Origin of the sequence: Agrobacterium sp. CNPSo 3708, assembly GCF_028674915.1 — a bacterium.
Taxonomy (GTDB): Bacteria; Pseudomonadota; Alphaproteobacteria; order Rhizobiales; family Rhizobiaceae; genus Agrobacterium; species Agrobacterium cavarae.
In genome coordinates this window covers 285,352-302,098 of record NZ_JAQZSF010000002.1, presented here as the reverse complement: position 1 = coordinate 302,098, position 16,747 = coordinate 285,352, and the positions used below count along the sequence as shown (strand labels likewise).

Sequence of the window (16,747 nt, the reverse complement as noted above, 5' to 3'; positions counted from 1 at the left end):
TTACTTTGAAGGCTTGTGTCAGTGCGTCGGCTTGTTGTGAGCTTGGAACAGCGTGCCCTTTTCGCCGATCAAAACGAACACGAGACCAATGATCGAGACGATGAAGAAGCCGCTGACCATGGGCAGCGCCGTGCCATTGAAAGCCTGACCGATGCCGGCGCCGATCAGCGAGCCACCCACCGTTCCGAGAAAGCCGATCACGGACGATGCGGTTCCGGCCACGTGACCAAGCGGCTCCATGGCAAGTGAGTTGAAGTTCGAGCCAATTAAACCAAACTGGAACATCGACAGACCGAACATCACGATGAACAGCGCAAATGGCATTGGCTGCGGACCGAGGATCATCATCAGCAGCCAGATGAAGTTGATGCCGATGAAGCCCAGCAGGGAGCCGTGCGACAGCTTGCGCATTCCGTAACGCCCGACGAGCTTGGAGTTTAGGAAGGACGACAGCGACATGAACAGCGCGACTGCGGCAAAGGCGGCGGCAAACCAGGCGCCGAGATCGTAGATGCCCTTATAGACTTGTTCGGCGGAGTTGATGAAGCCGAACAGTGCACCGAAGATGATCATGCTGGCGATCGTGTAACAGAGCGCGACACGGTTGGTGAGAACGATCTTGAAGCCGGTGAGGACGGATGAGACAGTCAGCGGGCGCACGTCCTCGGGTCGTAGCGTTTCGGGAAGCCGAATGTACATCCAGACCGTCACGACGGCAGCGATCGCGGCCATGAAGCCGAAGATGAGGTGCCAGTCGCCAAAGAACAGCACGATCTGTCCTGTGCCGGGTGCGATGACCGGGACCACCATGAACACCATCATGATCAGCGACATGACTTCGGCCATCTGACGCCCGCCATAGATATCGCGAACGATGGAAACGGTGATGACACGTGTCGCCGCAGAGCCGATCCCCTGGATAAACCGAAGGGCCAGAAGGCCGGCAAAGCTCGGCACAAAGATCACGGCGATGGACGACAGGATGTAGATGCCAAGGCCAAACAGCATCGGCTTGCGGCGCCCGAAGCGATCCGCAAGCGGGCCGTAGAAGAGCTGGGCGATACCGAAGCCGAGCAGGTAGGCAGAGACGACATATTGTCGATGGTTCTCGTTATCGACGCCAAGCGATGCGCCGATTTCCTGCAGGCCAGGAAGCATGATGTCGATGGCAAGAGCATTAAGCGCCATCAGCATGGCAGCCAGCCCGATGAATTCCGCGCGCCCCATGGTCCCTGCGGGCGAAGCGGTCGTTTGTGGTGGATGTGTCACAGGATTGCCTCAAAAAGAACGGCAAAGGCGTTGCATGACGCAACGCCTGGCATAGTTTTCTGACAATCAGGGTGGGCCGGATGAACCGGCCGAAATCAGGCCGCGCCGCGGACGCTGATACCCTGCTCTTGGAATTGGCTTTGAAGTTCGCCGGACTGGAACATTTCTCTTACGATATCGCAGCCGCCGAGGAATTCACCCTTGACGTAGAGCTGAGGGATCGTCGGCCAGTTGGAATAGTCCTTGATGCCCTGACGGATGTCGGCATCGGCAAGGACGTTGACGCCCTTATAGTCCACGCCGAGATAATCGAGAATCTGGACCACCTGTCCGGAGAAACCGCACTGCGGAAACTGGGGCGTGCCCTTCATGAAAAGAACGATGTCGTTGCTCTTCACTTCGTTGTCGATCAGGTCGTGAATGCCGCTCATGGCTGTATTCCTTTCACATGCGGGTCAAGGCCGCTGCTTCGTTCGCTCTTAAATAACATGGAATATCGTTATTTCCAGTCGCAAAGGCGAAAAAACCAATGGCGGTCGGAATTGGAACAGACAGTCATGATGCTGCCCCGAAGGTGTGGTGCCCTGATGCTTCATTCAACCAAAGCCGAGGCCGGACATGCGCAAATTTGGTGTTTGGATCATCGCGCTGGTGGTGATCCTGCTCTTAGTGTTTGGGCTGTTCCAACTGAGCAAGGCGCGTGGCTATCAGCTGTTTGGAACGATCGTGCCGCGGGTGGAGACGAGCGAGCCCCTCGTGGCGCTCACTCTCGATGATGGCCCCACACTTCGCTATACGCGCGACGTCTTGAACCTGCTGGATGGAAAAAACGTCAAGGCGACATTCTTTCTCACAGGTCGGGAAATGGAGGAAACGCCGGCGCTCGCGGCCGATATCGTCCGGCGCGGTCACGAGATCGGCAATCACTCCTTCTCCCACTCCAATATGAGCTTGATGGGTTCAGACAAGGTACGCGACGAGATCGAGCGAACGGATCGCGCCATTCGTGCGGCGGGCTATCAGGGCGAAATCTATTTTCGGCCACCCTACGGCAAGAAGCTGCTGACCCTGCCGTGGTACTTATCCCAGACCGGGCGAACCTCGATCACCTGGGATGTCGAGCCGGAATCCTACCCGGACATCGCTGAAGATGCAGATGCGATCGCGGAGTATGTGATCCAGAACGCCCAGAACGGCTCGATCATTCTGCTGCATGTCATGTATCGAAGCCGCGAAGCGTCCCGCCAGGCTCTACCCAAGATCATCGATGGTTTGCGGGAGCGTGGCTTCCAGTTTGTCACCGTGTCGGAGCTGATGAAGCAGCAACAGAAGTGACCTGAATTGCGGCTATCTCGCGCGTTGCTTGCTGCGCGCGGCAGCGGTCCGGCGTTTGCTGACCTGCCTTTTGGCGGGCGTCCGCTTTTTCTTTCGCGCGGGTTTTTCACCGAGGGCTGCCTCCAGAATGCCGCCAAGGATACCGCCGCCAAGCGATGTGCCGGCTTTCGCCTTTCCTCTTGCCCGTCGTGTCTTCCGGACACCTGTTTTCGACAGGATCTCCGACATGGCGCCTTTCACGACACTCCCGATGATCTGATCAACGATTTTCGACAAGATCTTCTCCGCTCCGCAACAAAATCCTCTGGCCCGCTTATGATATAAAACATAATTAAGCCACGGTGTTTACTATATGGGCGACACCCATTGTATCAAGCGATCCTTTTGGGCTCTTCGCAACCTTCAGGTTTTGAACCCTTGGCTCGTTTTATGGCGTCTGTCTCCTCACGTCTCGTTTTCTACTTCCCCGGCTTCGATCCTTTGGATGCTGCCGCCCATCACCGTCGCTATGAGCGCAGTGCTGCTCAATCCGGCAAGACCTTTGGTCTCGACTATGAGGTCGGTCCGGTTCGAGAGGTTGAAGCTGGTAGCCGAGTGGAGGCGGTCTCGATCTCCGACGGCCAGGAGACGAAGAGCACCATCTACATTCATGATCATAACAGCATCATCTCGGACTTAAGAGCGCCTCCAATCTGGAAACAGATCCTTCTCGGTTTCAAGGCCGGGGCCGAGATCATCACCAGCGGCGCGGCATTCCGATACTTTCGTCACGCCTGGCGTTTTGGCCTGTTTTTCCTTTTTCCCTATCTACTCATCTTCACGGGCCTTTTGCTCGCGGCGTTGATCGCCGTCTTGCCGCTGCTGCTCGATGTTTCGCCGTTCCTCTGTCTTTTGAGTGTGCCAGCGGCATGGCTGTTCTTCGACAAGGGCGTCATTGCGTTCTCCGGGCGATTTCACACCTTGCATCTCTTTGCCGACTGGCGATTTGCGCTGATGGTGGGCCGCGACGAGCCGGTCGCACGTGCCTGGATCGAGGACAAGGCGCAGAAGATCCTGCTCGCTCTCCAAACATCCTCAGATGAGGTGCTGTTTGTATCGCATAGCATGGGCGCAAGCCTGGCGCTGGCGGTGGCGGGGCGTGTTTTGGAATTGAAACCGGATGCGTTCGATGGACGCAATGTCTCTTTCGTCACTCTGGGCGGTGCAGCACTTCAATGCGCTTTCATTGCCAAAGCCACGCGCCTTCGCGACAGCATCGGGACGCTTGCGCGCCACGGCGAGGTGACATGGTTCGATATCCAGTGTCTGTCCGATCCGATCCATCTCTACAAATGCAATACGGCGCACCTGACGGGGCATGGCGATGCTGGCCAGCCCAAGATCGTGAGGATCAAGTTCAAGCATTCGCTTTCGGATGACCGTTATCGCAAGAACAAGATGAACTTTCTGCGCATGCATCGTCAATATGTGCTGGGTTCGGACCGAAAGTCCGGCTTCGATTTCACGCTGCTGACAGCCGGTCCGCTGCCGGCCGCATCCTTTGTCGGCCTGAAGTCCGACGTGCCGCCGCCAGCGTTTCAGTAAACGCAATGCCGTAACAGAAAGGCCCGCGTGACGAGCATCACGCGGGCCTTTTTGTTGATCAGTGAAAGAGCCTTATTCAGGCGCGGAGGTCTGCAGGGCCAATGCATGCAGAACGCCACCCATATTGCCCTTCAACGCGTCATAGACCATCTGGTGCTGCTGCACGCGCGTCTTGCCCTTGAAGGCGTCTGCCACGACTTCAGCGGCGTAGTGATCGCCGTCACCGGCCAGATCGCGGATGGTGACCTTTGCTCCGGGAATTCCAGCCTTAATCATGTCTTCAATGTCGCCGGGCTTCATGGGCATGGTGTCTACTCCTCAATTCTTATTCTGCTGCGACGAGTGTCTCGCCGTCCATGAACTGAGGGAACCACGATTCATGGGCATTGCGCAATTCTTTAATCTCGACCGCGCGCGCCGTACCCAGCTTTACCGAAGAGCCGCCGGTCTTGCCGATAACGGCGAGCGAAACGCCTGCCGAAGCAGCCTGCGCCTTGACGGTTTCGAGATCGGACTGCTTGACGGTCAGGACATAACGGCCCTGATCTTCGCCGTAGAACGCCAGGATCGGGTTGTTGCCGGATACCGTTTCGATCGTCGCGCCGATCTCCGATGCCATCGCCATTTCGGCAATCGCTAGAGCGAGGCCACCGGAGGAGCAATCGTGAACTGCACTCGTCAGGCCCGCTGTGATGATGGTGCGAACAAAGTCACCGGTCTTCTTTTCGTTGTCCAGATCGACATGCGGGGCAGGGCCGTCGATGCGGCCATGAATGTCGCGCATGTAAACCGACTGGGCAATGTGGGTACCAAGTCCCTCAGGCGCGCCAGCGAGCAGAATGACCTCGTTAGCTGCAGCAAAGCGAATACGCGCCATTTTCGACCAGTCCTTCAGAAGGCCCACGCCGCCGATGGTCGGGGTCGGCAGGATAGCCTGGCCGTTGGTCTCGTTATAGAGCGAGACGTTGCCCGATACGATCGGGAATTCCAGCACCTTGCAGGCTTCGCCGATACCCTTGATGGCATGGACGAGCTGGCTCATGATCTCCGGCTTTTCGGGATTGCCGAAGTTCAGGTTATCGGTTGCCGCCAGTGGCAGTGCGCCGGTAGCGGTGATGTTGCGCCAGCATTCAGCCACTGCCTGCTTGCCGCCTTCGAAGGCGTCGGCTTCCACGTAACGCGGAGTGACGTCGGAGGAGAAGGCAAGCGCTTTTGTCTCATGGCCCTCGACGCGCACAACGCCTGCGTCGCCGCCCGGCAACTGCAGCGAGTTGCCCTGGATCAGCGTGTCATATTGTTCGTAAACCCAGCGGCGCGATGAATTGTTGGCCGAGCCGACAAGCTTGATGAGCGCATCTGCAATATCGGTTTCCGGAATGTCGTTTTCGGAAAGCGGCGCGGAGACCTTTGCCGGTGTCCAAGGACGGTCATATTCCGGCGCCTGATCGCCCAGTTCCTTGATCGGCAGGTTGGCGACTTCCTCGCCATTGTGCAGAACGCGGAAGCGCAGATCGTCGGTGGTCTTGCCGACGATGGCGAAGTCCAGGCCCCACTTGACGAAGATCGCCTTGGCGACCTCTTCCTTGGAGGGCTCGAGAACCATGAGCATACGCTCCTGGCTTTCGGACAGCATCATTTCGTAGGCGGTCATACGCTCTTCGCGAACCGGAACCTGATCGAGGTTTAGCTCAATGCCGAGATCACCCTTTGCGCCCATTTCTACTGCCGAGCAGGTGAGACCAGCAGCACCCATGTCCTGAATGGCGATGACGGCGCCCGTCTTCATCAGTTCCAGGCAGGCTTCCAGCAGGCACTTCTCGGTGAAGGGATCGCCAACCTGAACAGTCGGACGCTTCTCTTCGATAGACTCGTCGAACTCGGCAGAGGCCATCGTCGCACCACCGACGCCGTCACGACCGGTCTTGGCGCCAAGATAGACGACAGGAAGGCCAACGCCCTTGGCTTCCGACAGGAAGATGGCATCGGACTTCGCCAGACCGGCTGCGAAGGCGTTGACGAGGATGTTGCCGTTGTAACGCTGATCGAACTCCACTTCGCCGCCGACCGTCGGAACGCCGAAGGAGTTACCATAGCCACCAACGCCTGCAACGACGCCTGCCACAAGGTGGCGGGTCTTCGGGTGGTCGGGAGCGCCGAAACGCAGCGCGTTCATCGCGGCAATCGGGCGCGCACCCATGGTGAAGACGTCACGCAGAATGCCGCCGACGCCGGTTGCCGCACCCTGATAAGGCTCGATATAGGAAGGGTGATTGTGGCTCTCCATCTTGAAGACGACGCAGTCGCCATCGTCGATGTCCACCACGCCGGCATTCTCGCCGGGCCCTTGGATGACGCGCGGACCTTTGGTCGGCAACGTCTTCAGCCACTTCTTCGACGACTTGTAGGAGCAGTGCTCGTTCCACATGGCGGAGAAGATGCCAAGTTCGGTAAAGGTCGGCTCGCGTCCGATCAGGTCGAGAATGCGCTGATATTCATCGGGCTTCAGCCCGTGGGATGCAACGAGTTCCGGGGTGATCTGAATATGATTTGGAAGTGTCATAGGTCTCACGGGGTTCGAGCCGGTACGGGAATTTCCGGTTCTTTACCCTAAGACATGCATTCTTGCGATAGGAAAATGCCTCGGCAGGCCTTCAATTCAGCGTCTTCGTCGCCTCTATTCAATGCTGTCATAGCCCGCAGAACCGTTGTCGAGCAGCCTTCTGAGGACGCCGAGCCCGCGTTTTAATTCGTCATGGGTCTTGGGCAGCGAAAAGCTGATCCGGACCCGATGGAAGATCCGGTCGGTTCTGGCTGGCTTGAATTCGTCTTCATCGTCGATCAGGACATTCTCGTTCATCGCCGCATTTCGGAAGGTGCCGGAAAGCCAGGGTTCGGGAAGTTTCACCCAGACGAAAGCGATGCCCGGTGCGCTATTGAAATCCACCCCCTTCAAGGTTTCGCTGACGATGGCTTTTCGCGCCTCGATCTCCTCTATGCACCCCTTTCGGATGTCCTCCGCATCGCCGCTGATCACCAGTCGCGCGGAGAGCTCGGCCATCAGGAAGGGAATGCCACCGGTCAGCATCTTGTGAGCCACGCGAATGCGTGTGACGAAGGCGGGCGGGCAGGCCACCCAGCCGCCACGCAAACCCGCGCTGACCGATTTTGAAAGGCCGTTCACCAGGAACGTTCTGTCCGGCGCAAGTTCGGCGATCAGCGGCAGGGGGTTGCCGGTCATCGCACCGTAGAGATTGTCTTCGACGATCCAGACATTGTGGCGATGGGCGATCTCGACGATTGCCTTGCGGCGCTCAAGCGGGAGTGTTGAGCAGGTTGGATTTTGACCGGCAGGCATCAGAAAAACGATCTTCGGGTGCTGCTGTGCGCAGATCCGTTCGAACTCGTCCGGGATGATGCCATCGGCATCAATATCTACGATTGATATCCGTCGACCGGAAAGCGAAGCGGCGCGGCTGATTTGCGAATAGGTGACGGGTTCGAAGACGATACGGTCCCCAGGCGCGGTCATGGCGGTGATGATGCTCATCACGCCCGCATGGGCGCCAAGCGTTGTGACGACATGTTCCGGCCTGGGAGACCAGCCTTGATGGGAAAGCCACCTTGCCCCCGCTTCCGCCCAGAAGGATGGGAAGGAGCGGGTGTAGTCCATGATCTCGGACGGCTTCTCTCTGACGATCTCGGTCACATGCGATGCAATGACCTCCTGCTGGCCATTATCTGGCGCTGCGGTGCCGTTGAAGGCGATCTGGCCGGGCGCCGCCAATGACATCCTTGTGCCGCCGAAGGGGCTCTCGACCGCCTTCTGTGCCGCCTCTGCAGGCTTGCGGTCATTCACATAGGTTCCGCGACCAACTTCGCCGCTGACGAGGCCACGCTCGTGAATCAGCGAGTAGGCTCGGCTAATGGTGCCGATCGTAACCCCCAGGTCGAAGGCGAGATTTCGTTGCGGCGGCAATTTTGTCCCTGGAGCCAGAACGCCATCTTCAATCGCAGATTCGATATGGTCGGCAAGGCGGACATAGATTGGGCCGGAGCCCTCGGCGAGGTTTGGAAGCCAATTTGTCATGGTGACAATATAAGCATTGTACCCCTATATATGTCAATTGTATTGATTGTCTCGAAGATCAAGCAGAAGGGCAGAACGCCAGGCAGGTACAATCATGCGCAGGATGGAAGAATATCTAGCACTAGCGGAACAGGAGAGCGTTGAGCCGACACCGGCAAGGTTCGTCCGAGATCAGATGACACCCGCCAGGCTTTTTGTGCCGACGGAAACGCAAAGCGTTCTTGCCCGCGTGTTGCAGCGCCTCGCATTCTGGTATGTCAAACGGCAAAGCCGGCTGAGCCTCCACGATCTTTCCCCTGAACAACTCGCAGATATCGGGCTGTCCCGGACGGAAGCCTATGAGGAGACCCGAAAGGCGTTCACATTGAGCTGGACGCGTTTTCTCTGAGGACCTGCTTCTCGATGCGGATATGCATCGAGATGAGAAGCCCGCAGCACCTGTCCCAACCGGTGCAGCGGGCTTTTTGCTATCGAACAAGCTTTTGTTTTGAATAGGTAATCCTTGTTATTCAGAGCGTTGCGACTGCGATGTCATTTTTTTGTCAAATCCTGCATTTTACCGCTTGCGGTATCGAAAACCTCTGACTATAAGGGCGCCACAAACCAAGCGCACGCGCCCTTCGTCTATCGGTTAGGACGTCAGATTTTCATTCTGAAAAGAGGGGTTCGACTCCCCTAGGGCGTGCCACTTGGCTTTGTACTCCCCCTCAAAATTGCCTTTTCCAACATCTATTCCTCGCGTTTCTTGTTGCCTGCACGAGGACGCTAATGACTGCCCGCTTGTTTCTCATCGGCGGATCTTCCCATGCCGGGAAATCGACTCTGGCCGAGGCCGTCGCCAACCATCTCGGTTGTCGTTGCATTTCAACCGACAGTCTGGCGCAGCATCCTGGACGGCCCTGGCGCGATCCGCCTGAGCTACCGCCACCGCATGTCGTTGAACATTATCGCGATCTGGCGCTGGATCAGATGATGCAATCCGTGCTCGCCCATTATCGCTCCATGTGGAGCCCACTCGTGCTGCCACTGATCGAGAGCGGAGAGCGTCTTGTTTTAGAGGGCTCGGCGCTCTTGCCGGAACTCGTTTCACAGTTGGATATGCAGCATGTGCGGGCAATTTGGCTCGTTGCTGCCGAGGGCGTGCTGGAGCGCCGGATCACAGCAGAGAGCAATTACGGTTCGCGCGATCCCCATGCTCGGTTTCTGATCGACAAGTTTGCTCAACGGGCGGTCGCGTTCAATCGCTTCGTCGGCGAGGAGGCATCACGTCTCTCCCTGCAAAAGATTGAGGTGGGTCGCGAGACCTCGGTCAACGAACTGCTCCAGCTTTGCCTGGAAGAACCCAGGTAAGGTTTGCAGTTGACCCTATCCGCCATTGCGTGATGTTTGTGAGCGTCATTCTGGGAGGATTTTTCGTGACATCGAATGTACCGTTTTCGCTTGTGGGAATAGATCACGTCGTGCTGCTGGTCGACGACATGGAAAAGGCGCTCACATTCTACCATGAGGTGCTGGGATGCCGGCCCGGCTATTCCTATCCGGCACTCGGCATGGAGCAGGTTTGGTGCGGCGCGTCGCTGATCGTTTTGTGGGATATCACTCACCCAGGCGGCCAGAAGGCTGCGCCACCGGTGGCCGGTGGACGAAATGTCGATCATATCTGCATTGCGACGGGACCGTTCGAGCACGATGCGTTGCGAGCGCACCTGGAACATCATGGCGTGATCATCGAGCGTGAGGCGATGCATGGCGGTGCACGTGGAATGGGGCATTCCTTTTATATCCGCGATCCTTTCGGTAATTTGTTGGAGGTGAAGGGACCGGCAGAATATCCGGATGGGCGCGCTGTGACCGCCTAATCCTCATCACCATCTTGTTGATGCAACCGCTCTGCAAGCCAAGCGTTTCCGGCAACACCTTTGCGGAGAACCAGCATGAACACACTGCTTCGATGGGCCAGCGCAGGCCTCGTCTCGTGCGCCTTGGGTATTAGCGTCTTTTCCCCAGCGCAGGCCGAGATGGCGAAAGCGCCAGCGGTTGCGCAGACCGACATGTCGCACTACCGCGGGAAGTGGCTCGAAATTGGCAGGACGCCCATGTGGCTGACCGATGGCTGCGTGGCGGGCTATTCGATCTATAAGCCCGGTTCCTCGCCCGGGCAGGTGCTGGTTGAAGATGGATGCCGCGAAGGATCGCCGACCGGAAAGCTCAAGACGGTCGAGGGTATTGGGACTATAACGGACGCGAAAACGACCAAGGCGAAGATGCGGGTTCGCTATCCGCTCTTCATCACCTTCAATTACTGGGTGCTCTACAATTCGCCTGACAAGACGTGGTTTATCAGCGCAACGCCGGACATGGAGAATCTGTGGATTTATTCTCGCTCCGTTCCGTCTAAAGCCAAGCTGGCTGTGATGGTCAGGAAGGCAAAGGAACTCGGCTACGATACCTCGAAGCTCGAGTTTCCCGAGTTTTGATGTCGCGAATTGTGGGGCCGCGTTGCACTGCAGCTTGGGATGATCTAAGGGCCGCTTTCGCGGCCCTTAGACTTTGGCAAATGGATTAGGCCGGGCGCACCAGAATGTGCTTCTTCTTGCCAAGCGAAAGCTTGATGATGCCATCTGCTGTCACTTCGCCCGCGCCGATAAGTTTGCGCTCATCCGAAACGCTCTCGTCGTTGATGCGCACCGCACCACCCTGAACGTGCCGACGGGCTTCGCCGTTGGACGCGGCAAGACCGGCACGCACGATCAGCGAGAGAAGACCGATGCCTGCTTCCAAGTCTGTCTTCGCCACTTCGATCGACGGCAAGTTGTCGGAAAGCGCCCCTTCCTCAAAAGTCTTGCGAGCGGTTTCGGCAGCCTGTTCTGCGTTTTCCCGACCATGAAGCATGGCGGTGATCTCGGTCGCCAAGATCTTCTTGACCTCGTTGATTTCCGAGCCGCCGAGCGCTGAAAGCCGAGCGATCTCGTCCATTGGCAGTGTGGTGTAGAGCTTGAGGAAGCGGGAAACATCCGCATCTTCCGTGTTGCGCCAGTACTGCCAGAAGTCGTAGGCCGACAGCATGTCTGGGTTAAGCCAGACAGCGCCGTTGGCCGACTTGCCCATCTTCGCACCTGAGGATGTGGTCAGAAGTGGCGAGGTCAGCGCGTAAAGCTGCGGCGTTCCCATGCGATGGCCGAGATCGATCCCGTTGATGATGTTGCCCCACTGGTCCGAACCGCCCATCTGCAGCCTGCAGCCGGTGCGCTTGTTCAGCTCTACATAGTCGTAGGCCTGGAGGATCATGTAGTTAAACTCAAGGAACGACAACGACTGCTCGCGGTCTAGGCGTGTCTTGACGCTTTCGAAGGACAACATGCGGTTGACTGAGAAATGCCGACCGACATCGCGCAGGAACTCGAGATAGTTGATGTCACGCAGCCAGTCGGCGTTGTTGATCATCAAGGCTGGCTTATCCGCGCGATCGTAGTCGAGGTAGTTCGAAAACACCCGCTTGATCGAGGCGATGTTGCTCTCGATCGTATCGATGGTCATCAACTGACGCGCTTCGTCCTTGAAAGACGGATCGCCCACCATGCCGGTGCCGCCGCCCATCAGCGAAATTGGCTGATGGCCTGTCTTCTGCATCCAGTGCAGCATCATGATCTGAATGAGGCTACCTGCGTGAAGGCTGGGCGCAGTCGGGTCATAGCCGATATAGGCAGTCACGGTTTCCTTGGCGAACAGTTCGTCGAGACCTGCCTCATCGGAGATCTGGTGAATGAAGCCGCGCTCATCGAGCGTGCGGAGGAAATCGGACTTGAACCTGGACATAACCTTTTTCTTTCTGGGATTAGTCGTGACCTTCACTGCATTTCAGTGAATGGCAGCGGCTTTATCATTGTTTTTTGGAAATTACACCCGTTTCGGCCATGAATGTTCGCTTCGATGGACGCTTACTCGCTACGGGTTGGGCGATAGCGGTACGGCAATGGAAAGGTAGGAAAAATGCGCGAGCAAGTCATACTCGAGACTGAGAGGCTGAAAGTGACAATGTGGGCGCCCGGTGACGTCACGCTTGTCCATCAACTTCATTCAACAATCGAGACGACTCGCTACCTCACGGGATCGGCACCGTGGAGCAACGAGAAATGCGAAGAACGATTGTCGCGCTGGATCGATGATCACCACAGTTATGGCACCACGAAGTACAAGCTCCTGTCACGTGACGAGGGTCGTTTTCTCGGAAGGGCAGGTTTCTCATTCTTTGGAGGCGAGAGACCCAATTTCGAATTGGGCTATTCGCTTTGCCAGACGGAGTGGGGCAGGGGCTATGCGACAGAGATCGGCATGGCATTGCGAAACTGGTTCTTCGACCGAAAGATCGCGGACAAGTTCATCGCCTTCACCCACCCGGACAACATAGCGTCACAGAAAGTGCTGACCAAGATCGGCATGCGACCGTGCCGGTCGATGACCGTCGAGGGGCTCGTGTGTCCGACATTTGAGTATACTGCTGCCATGCATGACCAGATCGCAACGCGATGGAGTTGATGTGAGTCCGGTCCGGACAGAGCATCAGGCTTGAGATTAAGCACTGTTCCAACAAAAAACCGCCGGAGTGACCGGCGGCTCTGAAAGTTCTTTGGATCTTTTAGCGGATGCGCTTGGCCGCGGGCTCCGGCACCAGTTCGCCATTCAGGCGGCGGTCGAGATAGTCGCCGCATTCGCTCATCAACTCGTCCACCTTGCCGCTGAAGAAGTGGTTTGCGCCAGGTACGGTACGGTGGGTGATGAGAATACCCTTCTGGGTCTTCAGCTTTTCCACCAGCCCGTTGACATCCTTTTCAGGTGCAACCTTGTCCGCATCGCCATTGATGATCAGGCCGGATGACGGGCAGGGGGCCAGGAAGGAGAAGTCGTAAGTGTTGGGCTGCGGGGCAATCGACATGAAACCTTCGATTTCCGGACGGCGCATCAGGAGCTGCATGCCGATCCATGAACCGAAGGAGTAGCCGGCGACCCAACAGCTCTTGGAATCAGGATGCAGGCTCTGCACCCAGTCGAGCGCGGACGCAGCGTCCGACAATTCGCCAGCGCCATGATCGAACTCACCCTGGCTGCGGCCGATGGAGCGGAAGTTGAAACGCAACGTCGTAAAACCGCGCTTCTGGAACATGTAGAAGAGCTGGTAGACGATCTGATTGTTCATCGTGCCGCCGAACTGCGGATGCGGATGAAGAATGATGGCGATCGGTGCGCTTTTTTCCTTGGAGGGCTGGTAGCGGCCTTCGAGACGACCTGCGGGGCCGTTGAAAATGACTTCAGGCATAGGTACTCCGGTCGGTTTTTATGTTTCTGACTCTTTCCCCGCGCAAGAAGACTTGACGTGGATGGTCAGCTTTTCTAAAACCTAGTTTAGAACTGTTCGAAACTTGCGTTCCGTGGCGCTGTTGGTGGTGTCATAAGGCAAGGGTGACGGAAATTTCAAGGAAAATGCGCTCTGAGGCGCGAATGATCGGGATAAAGGCACGATTTGCGCCATGGGCACAGCGGAGCGCACATATCTGGACTGGAATGCGACAGCACCTTTGCTGCCGGCCGTCCGTGATGCGCTTGTTTCTGCTCTCGATCTATCCGGCAATCCCTCGTCTGTTCACAAGGAAGGACGTGCTGTTCGCGCGGGCGTTGAGGCTGCGCGTCGGGATGTGGCTGCGCTGGTCGGCGCTGATGCATCGCACGTCGTTTTCACCAGCGGCGCGACGGAAGCTGCAAACCTTGTTCTGTGCCCGCACTTTAAAATGGGCCGTTCACCCTTAAATATAAGCCATCTCTACGTATCCGCGATCGAGCATCCGGCAGTTCGCGAGGGCGGAAGGTTTAGTCGGTCCGCAGTCACGGAAGTTCCGGTGACGGAGCAGGGGCTGCTCGATATCGAAGCATTGGAAAGCCTGCTTTCGCGACACGACCGGGCATCGGGCCTGCCGATGGTGGCGTTGATGCTGGTCAACAATGAGACAGGCATCATACAGCCAGTGAAAGATGCGGCGCGGCTCGTTCATGCTGCCGGTGGCTTGCTCGTGGTCGATGCCGTCCAGGCCGTTGGGCGCATCCCGGTGGAGATCGAAGCGCTAGACGCGGATTTCCTGATCGTGTCGTCACACAAGATTGGTGGCCCGAAAGGTGTTGGCGCCCTGATCTCCCGCGGTAAAGTGATGATGCCTTTGCCGCTGATCCATGGTGGCGGGCAGGAAAAGGGTCATCGTTCGGGCACCGAGAACACGCACGCTATTCTCGGTTTTGGTGTGGCCGCAAAAGAAGCGGCACGAATGCAAAAGGCGGAAAGCCCGCGTTTGGCCTCGTTAAGGAAGCGGCTGGAAGACGGAATGCGCGTCTCCGCGCCGGATGTCATCATCCACGGTGCGGATGTCGCGCGCGTCGGCAACACCACCTTCTTCACGCTTCCCGGCTTGAAGTCGGAAACGGGGCAGATCGCCTTCGATATCGAAGGTGTTGCTCTCTCAGCCGGGTCGGCCTGCTCTTCGGGTAAAGTCGGAGAGAGCCATGTGCTGACGGCGATGGGGCAGGATCCGAAGCTCGGTGCTCTGCGCATTTCACTCGGGCACGCGACAACGGTAGATGATATAGAGAAGGCGGTCCGCGCCTTTAGCAAGATTGCAGGACGGCGCAAGCTTTCCGGTCAGGCAGCCTGAGGGCTGGGATAAATTGCGAAATGTCAAAATTTCGCTTGCGGTGCGGTGGGAAAAACGCCAACCCGCTCTTAAATAAACGCATGAAAGCGCTGGCCTCAGATGGCTCCCGCATTTATGTGAAGCGCGAATGAAGGCGGGGGTTCCGTCTTGATACGTTGACAAGCCACCGGACCTTGTATCCGGCGAGATTGGAGAACGACAATGGCAGCGGTTCAGGAAACAATCGATCAGGTTCGCCAGATCGACGTGGACCAGTATAAATACGGTTTCGAAACCGAGATCGAAGTCGACAAGGCGCCTAAGGGTCTGTCGGAAGAGGTTATCCGGTTCATTTCCGCCAAGAAGCAGGAGCCGGAGTGGCTGCTCCAATGGCGTCTCGACGCTTATCAGCGCTGGTTGACGATGGAAGAGCCCACCTGGGCGCGCGTCAACTATCCGAAGATCGACTTTAACGACCTTTATTACTACGCTGCGCCAAAGAGCACGCCAGGTCCCAAGTCGCTTGAAGATGTCGATCCTGAGCTGCTGAAGGTCTATGAGAAGCTCGGCATTCCGCTGAAGGAACAGGAAATCCTGGCCGGCGTCGAGAACCGTCGCGTGGCCGTGGATGCCGTGTTCGACTCGGTTTCCGTCGTCACGACCTTCAAGGAAGAACTGAAGAAGGCGGGCGTGATCTTCATGTCCATTTCGGAAGCTGTTCGCGAACATCCGGACCTGGTGAAGAAGTATCTGGGCTCCGTCGTTCCGACGACCGACAACTTCTATGCGACGTTGAACTCGGCGGTCTTTACAGACGGTTCATTCGTTTTCATTCCAAAGGGCGTGCGTTGCCCGATGGAGCTTTCCACCTATTTCCGCATCAATGAGAAGAACACGGGCCAGTTCGAGCGCACGCTGATCATTGCGGAAGAAGGCGCCTACGTTTCCTATCTGGAAGGCTGCACCGCACCGCAGCGCGATGAAAACCAGCTTCACGCTGCTGTTGTCGAACTCGTGGCGCTCGACGATGCCGAGATCAAGTACTCCACCGTCCAGAACTGGTATCCGGGCGACAAGGAAGGCAAGGGCGGCATCTACAACTTCGTGACCAAGCGCGGCGATTGCCGCGGTCACCGCTCGAAAATCTCCTGGACGCAGGTTGAAACAGGTTCTGCCATCACGTGGAAGTACCCATCCTGCATTCTGCGCGGTGATGACAGCCGCGGCGAGTTCTACTCGATCGCTGTCTCCAACGGTTACCAGCAGGTCGATTCCGGCACCAAGATGATCCATCTCGGCAAGAACACGTCGAGCCGCATCATTGCCAAGGGCATCGCAGCAGGCTTCTCGGAAAACGTCTATCGCGGTCAGGTCTCGGCCCATCGCAAGGCGACCAATGCGCGCAATTTCACGCAGTGCGACAGCCTTCTGATTGGCGACAAGTGCGGGGCGCATACCGTGCCTTACATCGAAGCAAAGAATGCCTCGGCGCATTTCGAGCATGAAGCAACGACATCCAAGATTTCCGAGGATCAGCTGTTCTACTGCTTGCAGCGTGGCATTCCTGAAGAAGCCGCGATCGCGTTGATCGTCAACGGCTTCGTCAGGGACGTCATTCAGGAACTGCCGATGGAATTTGCTGTCGAAGCGCAGAAGCTGATCGGCATCTCGCTGGAAGGCTCCGTGGGCTAAGGCCTTGCTCCGCGTCATCCTCGGGCTTGGCCCGAGGATCCACTGACGCGGCGTCGCATATCGAATTGATCGGTTGGATCCTCGGGTCAAGCCCGAGGATGACGGA

17 protein-coding genes and 1 tRNA gene are annotated in these 16,747 nt (G+C 57.3%); 10 read left to right on the top strand and 8 right to left on the bottom strand.

The annotated features are described in order from the left end of the window. Positions 1-18 precede the first annotated feature (18 nt). Both PVA19_RS04400 and grxD read right to left on the bottom strand, forming a co-directional pair. Positions 19-1,227 (bottom strand): multidrug effflux MFS transporter, encoded by a 1,209-nt coding sequence (locus tag PVA19_RS04400; protein WP_113265257.1) that lies wholly within the window; start codon positions 1,225-1,227, stop codon positions 19-21. A gap of 137 nt (positions 1,228-1,364) precedes the next feature. Continuing rightward, a complete protein-coding gene (gene grxD, locus PVA19_RS04395; RefSeq protein WP_062424286.1) occupies positions 1,365-1,700 on the bottom strand; it encodes a Grx4 family monothiol glutaredoxin in 336 nt (111 codons plus the stop codon). 187 nt (positions 1,701-1,887) lie between these two features. On the opposite strand from grxD, the gene PVA19_RS04390 reads away from it, so the two are divergent. Continuing rightward, positions 1,888-2,604 carry a polysaccharide deacetylase family protein gene (locus PVA19_RS04390; RefSeq protein WP_274101325.1) on the top strand — a complete coding sequence of 239 codons (717 nt, stop codon included), beginning with the start codon at positions 1,888-1,890 and terminating at the stop codon, positions 2,602-2,604. A 12-nt stretch (positions 2,605-2,616) separates the two neighbouring features. Here PVA19_RS04390 and PVA19_RS04385 read toward each other — a convergent pair whose 3' ends face one another. After that, positions 2,617-2,880: a hypothetical protein gene (locus PVA19_RS04385; protein ID WP_062424288.1), complete on the bottom strand. Its 264-nt coding sequence runs from the start codon at positions 2,878-2,880 to the stop codon at positions 2,617-2,619. Positions 2,881-3,033: 153 nt separating this feature from the next. Between PVA19_RS04385 and PVA19_RS04380 the strand changes: the two genes are divergently transcribed. After that, entirely contained in the window at positions 3,034-4,188 is a 1,155-nt protein-coding gene (locus tag PVA19_RS04380) for a hypothetical protein (protein WP_274101323.1), read from the top strand. A gap of 72 nt (positions 4,189-4,260) precedes the next feature. On the opposite strand, the gene PVA19_RS04375 is transcribed toward PVA19_RS04380, so the two are convergent. The 3 genes from PVA19_RS04375 to PVA19_RS04365 all read right to left on the bottom strand — a co-directional run bounded on the left by PVA19_RS04375 (position 4,261) and on the right by PVA19_RS04365 (position 8,275). After that, entirely contained in the window at positions 4,261-4,494 is a 234-nt protein-coding gene (locus PVA19_RS04375; RefSeq protein ID WP_003516012.1) for a BolA family protein, read from the bottom strand. A gap of 19 nt (positions 4,495-4,513) precedes the next feature. Further along, the gene (purL, locus tag PVA19_RS04370) at positions 4,514-6,748 is read right to left on the bottom strand and encodes a phosphoribosylformylglycinamidine synthase subunit PurL (RefSeq protein ID WP_274101319.1); all 2,235 of its coding nucleotides are present in this window, start codon (positions 6,746-6,748) and stop codon (positions 4,514-4,516) included. 114 nt (positions 6,749-6,862) lie between these two features. Next, positions 6,863-8,275 (bottom strand): aminotransferase-like domain-containing protein, encoded by a 1,413-nt coding sequence (locus PVA19_RS04365; RefSeq protein ID WP_274101318.1) that lies wholly within the window; start codon positions 8,273-8,275, stop codon positions 6,863-6,865. Positions 8,276-8,369: 94 nt separating this feature from the next. Between PVA19_RS04365 and PVA19_RS22380 the strand changes: the two genes are divergently transcribed. The 5 genes from PVA19_RS22380 to PVA19_RS04345 all read left to right on the top strand — a co-directional run bounded on the left by PVA19_RS22380 (position 8,370) and on the right by PVA19_RS04345 (position 10,752). Then, positions 8,370-8,663, top strand: coding sequence for a DUF1127 domain-containing protein (locus PVA19_RS22380; protein WP_440599082.1), 294 nt, complete (start codon positions 8,370-8,372; stop codon positions 8,661-8,663). Between the two features lie 225 nt (positions 8,664-8,888). Further along, positions 8,889-8,963, top strand: a tRNA-Glu gene (locus PVA19_RS04360). Between the two features lie 80 nt (positions 8,964-9,043). Then, the gene (locus tag PVA19_RS04355; RefSeq protein ID WP_274101317.1) at positions 9,044-9,625 is read left to right on the top strand and encodes a hypothetical protein; all 582 of its coding nucleotides are present in this window, start codon (positions 9,044-9,046) and stop codon (positions 9,623-9,625) included. A gap of 65 nt (positions 9,626-9,690) precedes the next feature. Then, the gene (locus PVA19_RS04350) at positions 9,691-10,134 is read left to right on the top strand and encodes a VOC family protein (RefSeq protein ID WP_274101316.1); all 444 of its coding nucleotides are present in this window, start codon (positions 9,691-9,693) and stop codon (positions 10,132-10,134) included. A gap of 159 nt (positions 10,135-10,293) precedes the next feature. Beyond that, positions 10,294-10,752, top strand: coding sequence for a lipocalin family protein (locus PVA19_RS04345; protein WP_376782042.1), 459 nt, complete (start codon positions 10,294-10,296; stop codon positions 10,750-10,752). An 85-nt stretch (positions 10,753-10,837) separates the two neighbouring features. On the opposite strand, the gene tyrS is transcribed toward PVA19_RS04345, so the two are convergent. Next, a complete protein-coding gene (tyrS, locus tag PVA19_RS04340; protein WP_274101315.1) occupies positions 10,838-12,091 on the bottom strand; it encodes a tyrosine--tRNA ligase in 1,254 nt (417 codons plus the stop codon). 174 nt (positions 12,092-12,265) lie between these two features. Between tyrS and PVA19_RS04335 the strand changes: the two genes are divergently transcribed. Further along, positions 12,266-12,811: a GNAT family N-acetyltransferase gene (locus PVA19_RS04335; RefSeq protein ID WP_112953883.1), complete on the top strand. Its 546-nt coding sequence runs from the start codon at positions 12,266-12,268 to the stop codon at positions 12,809-12,811. A 100-nt stretch (positions 12,812-12,911) separates the two neighbouring features. Here the strand turns inward: PVA19_RS04335 and PVA19_RS04330 are convergent, their stop codons facing one another. Then, positions 12,912-13,589: an alpha/beta hydrolase gene (locus tag PVA19_RS04330; protein WP_062441481.1), complete on the bottom strand. Its 678-nt coding sequence runs from the start codon at positions 13,587-13,589 to the stop codon at positions 12,912-12,914. A 211-nt stretch (positions 13,590-13,800) separates the two neighbouring features. Between PVA19_RS04330 and PVA19_RS04325 the strand changes: the two genes are divergently transcribed. Together PVA19_RS04325 and sufB are read left to right on the top strand one after the other, a co-directional pair. Next, a complete protein-coding gene (locus tag PVA19_RS04325) occupies positions 13,801-14,970 on the top strand; it encodes a cysteine desulfurase family protein (protein ID WP_274101313.1) in 1,170 nt (389 codons plus the stop codon). Positions 14,971-15,171: 201 nt separating this feature from the next. Continuing rightward, positions 15,172-16,641, top strand: a complete 1,470-nt coding sequence (sufB, locus tag PVA19_RS04320; RefSeq protein WP_112953879.1) for a Fe-S cluster assembly protein SufB — start codon at positions 15,172-15,174, stop codon at positions 16,639-16,641. Positions 16,642-16,747 lie beyond the last annotated feature (106 nt).

Bases quoted from the DNA above. Each gene is read 5' to 3' on its own strand.
- PVA19_RS04375 (WP_003516012.1), bottom strand. From the start codon at position 4,494: ATGCCCATGAAGCCCGGCGACATTGAAGACATGATTAAGGCTGGAATT.
- PVA19_RS04400 (WP_113265257.1), bottom strand. From the start codon at position 1,227: ATGGGGCGCGCGGAATTCATCGGGCTGGCTGCCATGCTGATGGCGCTT.
- PVA19_RS04365 (WP_274101318.1), bottom strand. From the start codon at position 8,275: ATGACAAATTGGCTTCCAAACCTCGCCGAGGGCTCCGGCCCAATCTAT.
- tyrS (WP_274101315.1), bottom strand. From the start codon at position 12,091: ATGTCCAGGTTCAAGTCCGATTTCCTCCGCACGCTCGATGAGCGCGGC.
- PVA19_RS04335 (WP_112953883.1), top strand. From the start codon at position 12,266: ATGCGCGAGCAAGTCATACTCGAGACTGAGAGGCTGAAAGTGACAATG.
- PVA19_RS04330 (WP_062441481.1), bottom strand. From the start codon at position 13,589: ATGCCTGAAGTCATTTTCAACGGCCCCGCAGGTCGTCTCGAAGGCCGC.
- sufB (WP_112953879.1), top strand. From the start codon at position 15,172: ATGGCAGCGGTTCAGGAAACAATCGATCAGGTTCGCCAGATCGACGTG.
- grxD (WP_062424286.1), bottom strand. From the start codon at position 1,700: ATGAGCGGCATTCACGACCTGATCGACAACGAAGTGAAGAGCAACGAC.
- PVA19_RS04380 (WP_274101323.1), top strand. From the start codon at position 3,034: ATGGCGTCTGTCTCCTCACGTCTCGTTTTCTACTTCCCCGGCTTCGAT.
- PVA19_RS22380 (WP_440599082.1), top strand. From the start codon at position 8,370: ATGCGCAGGATGGAAGAATATCTAGCACTAGCGGAACAGGAGAGCGTT.
- PVA19_RS04355 (WP_274101317.1), top strand. From the start codon at position 9,044: ATGACTGCCCGCTTGTTTCTCATCGGCGGATCTTCCCATGCCGGGAAA.
- PVA19_RS04390 (WP_274101325.1), top strand. From the start codon at position 1,888: ATGCGCAAATTTGGTGTTTGGATCATCGCGCTGGTGGTGATCCTGCTC.
- PVA19_RS04325 (WP_274101313.1), top strand. From the start codon at position 13,801: ATGGGCACAGCGGAGCGCACATATCTGGACTGGAATGCGACAGCACCT.
- purL (WP_274101319.1), bottom strand. From the start codon at position 6,748: ATGACACTTCCAAATCATATTCAGATCACCCCGGAACTCGTTGCATCC.
- PVA19_RS04345 (WP_376782042.1), top strand. From the start codon at position 10,294: ATGGCGAAAGCGCCAGCGGTTGCGCAGACCGACATGTCGCACTACCGC.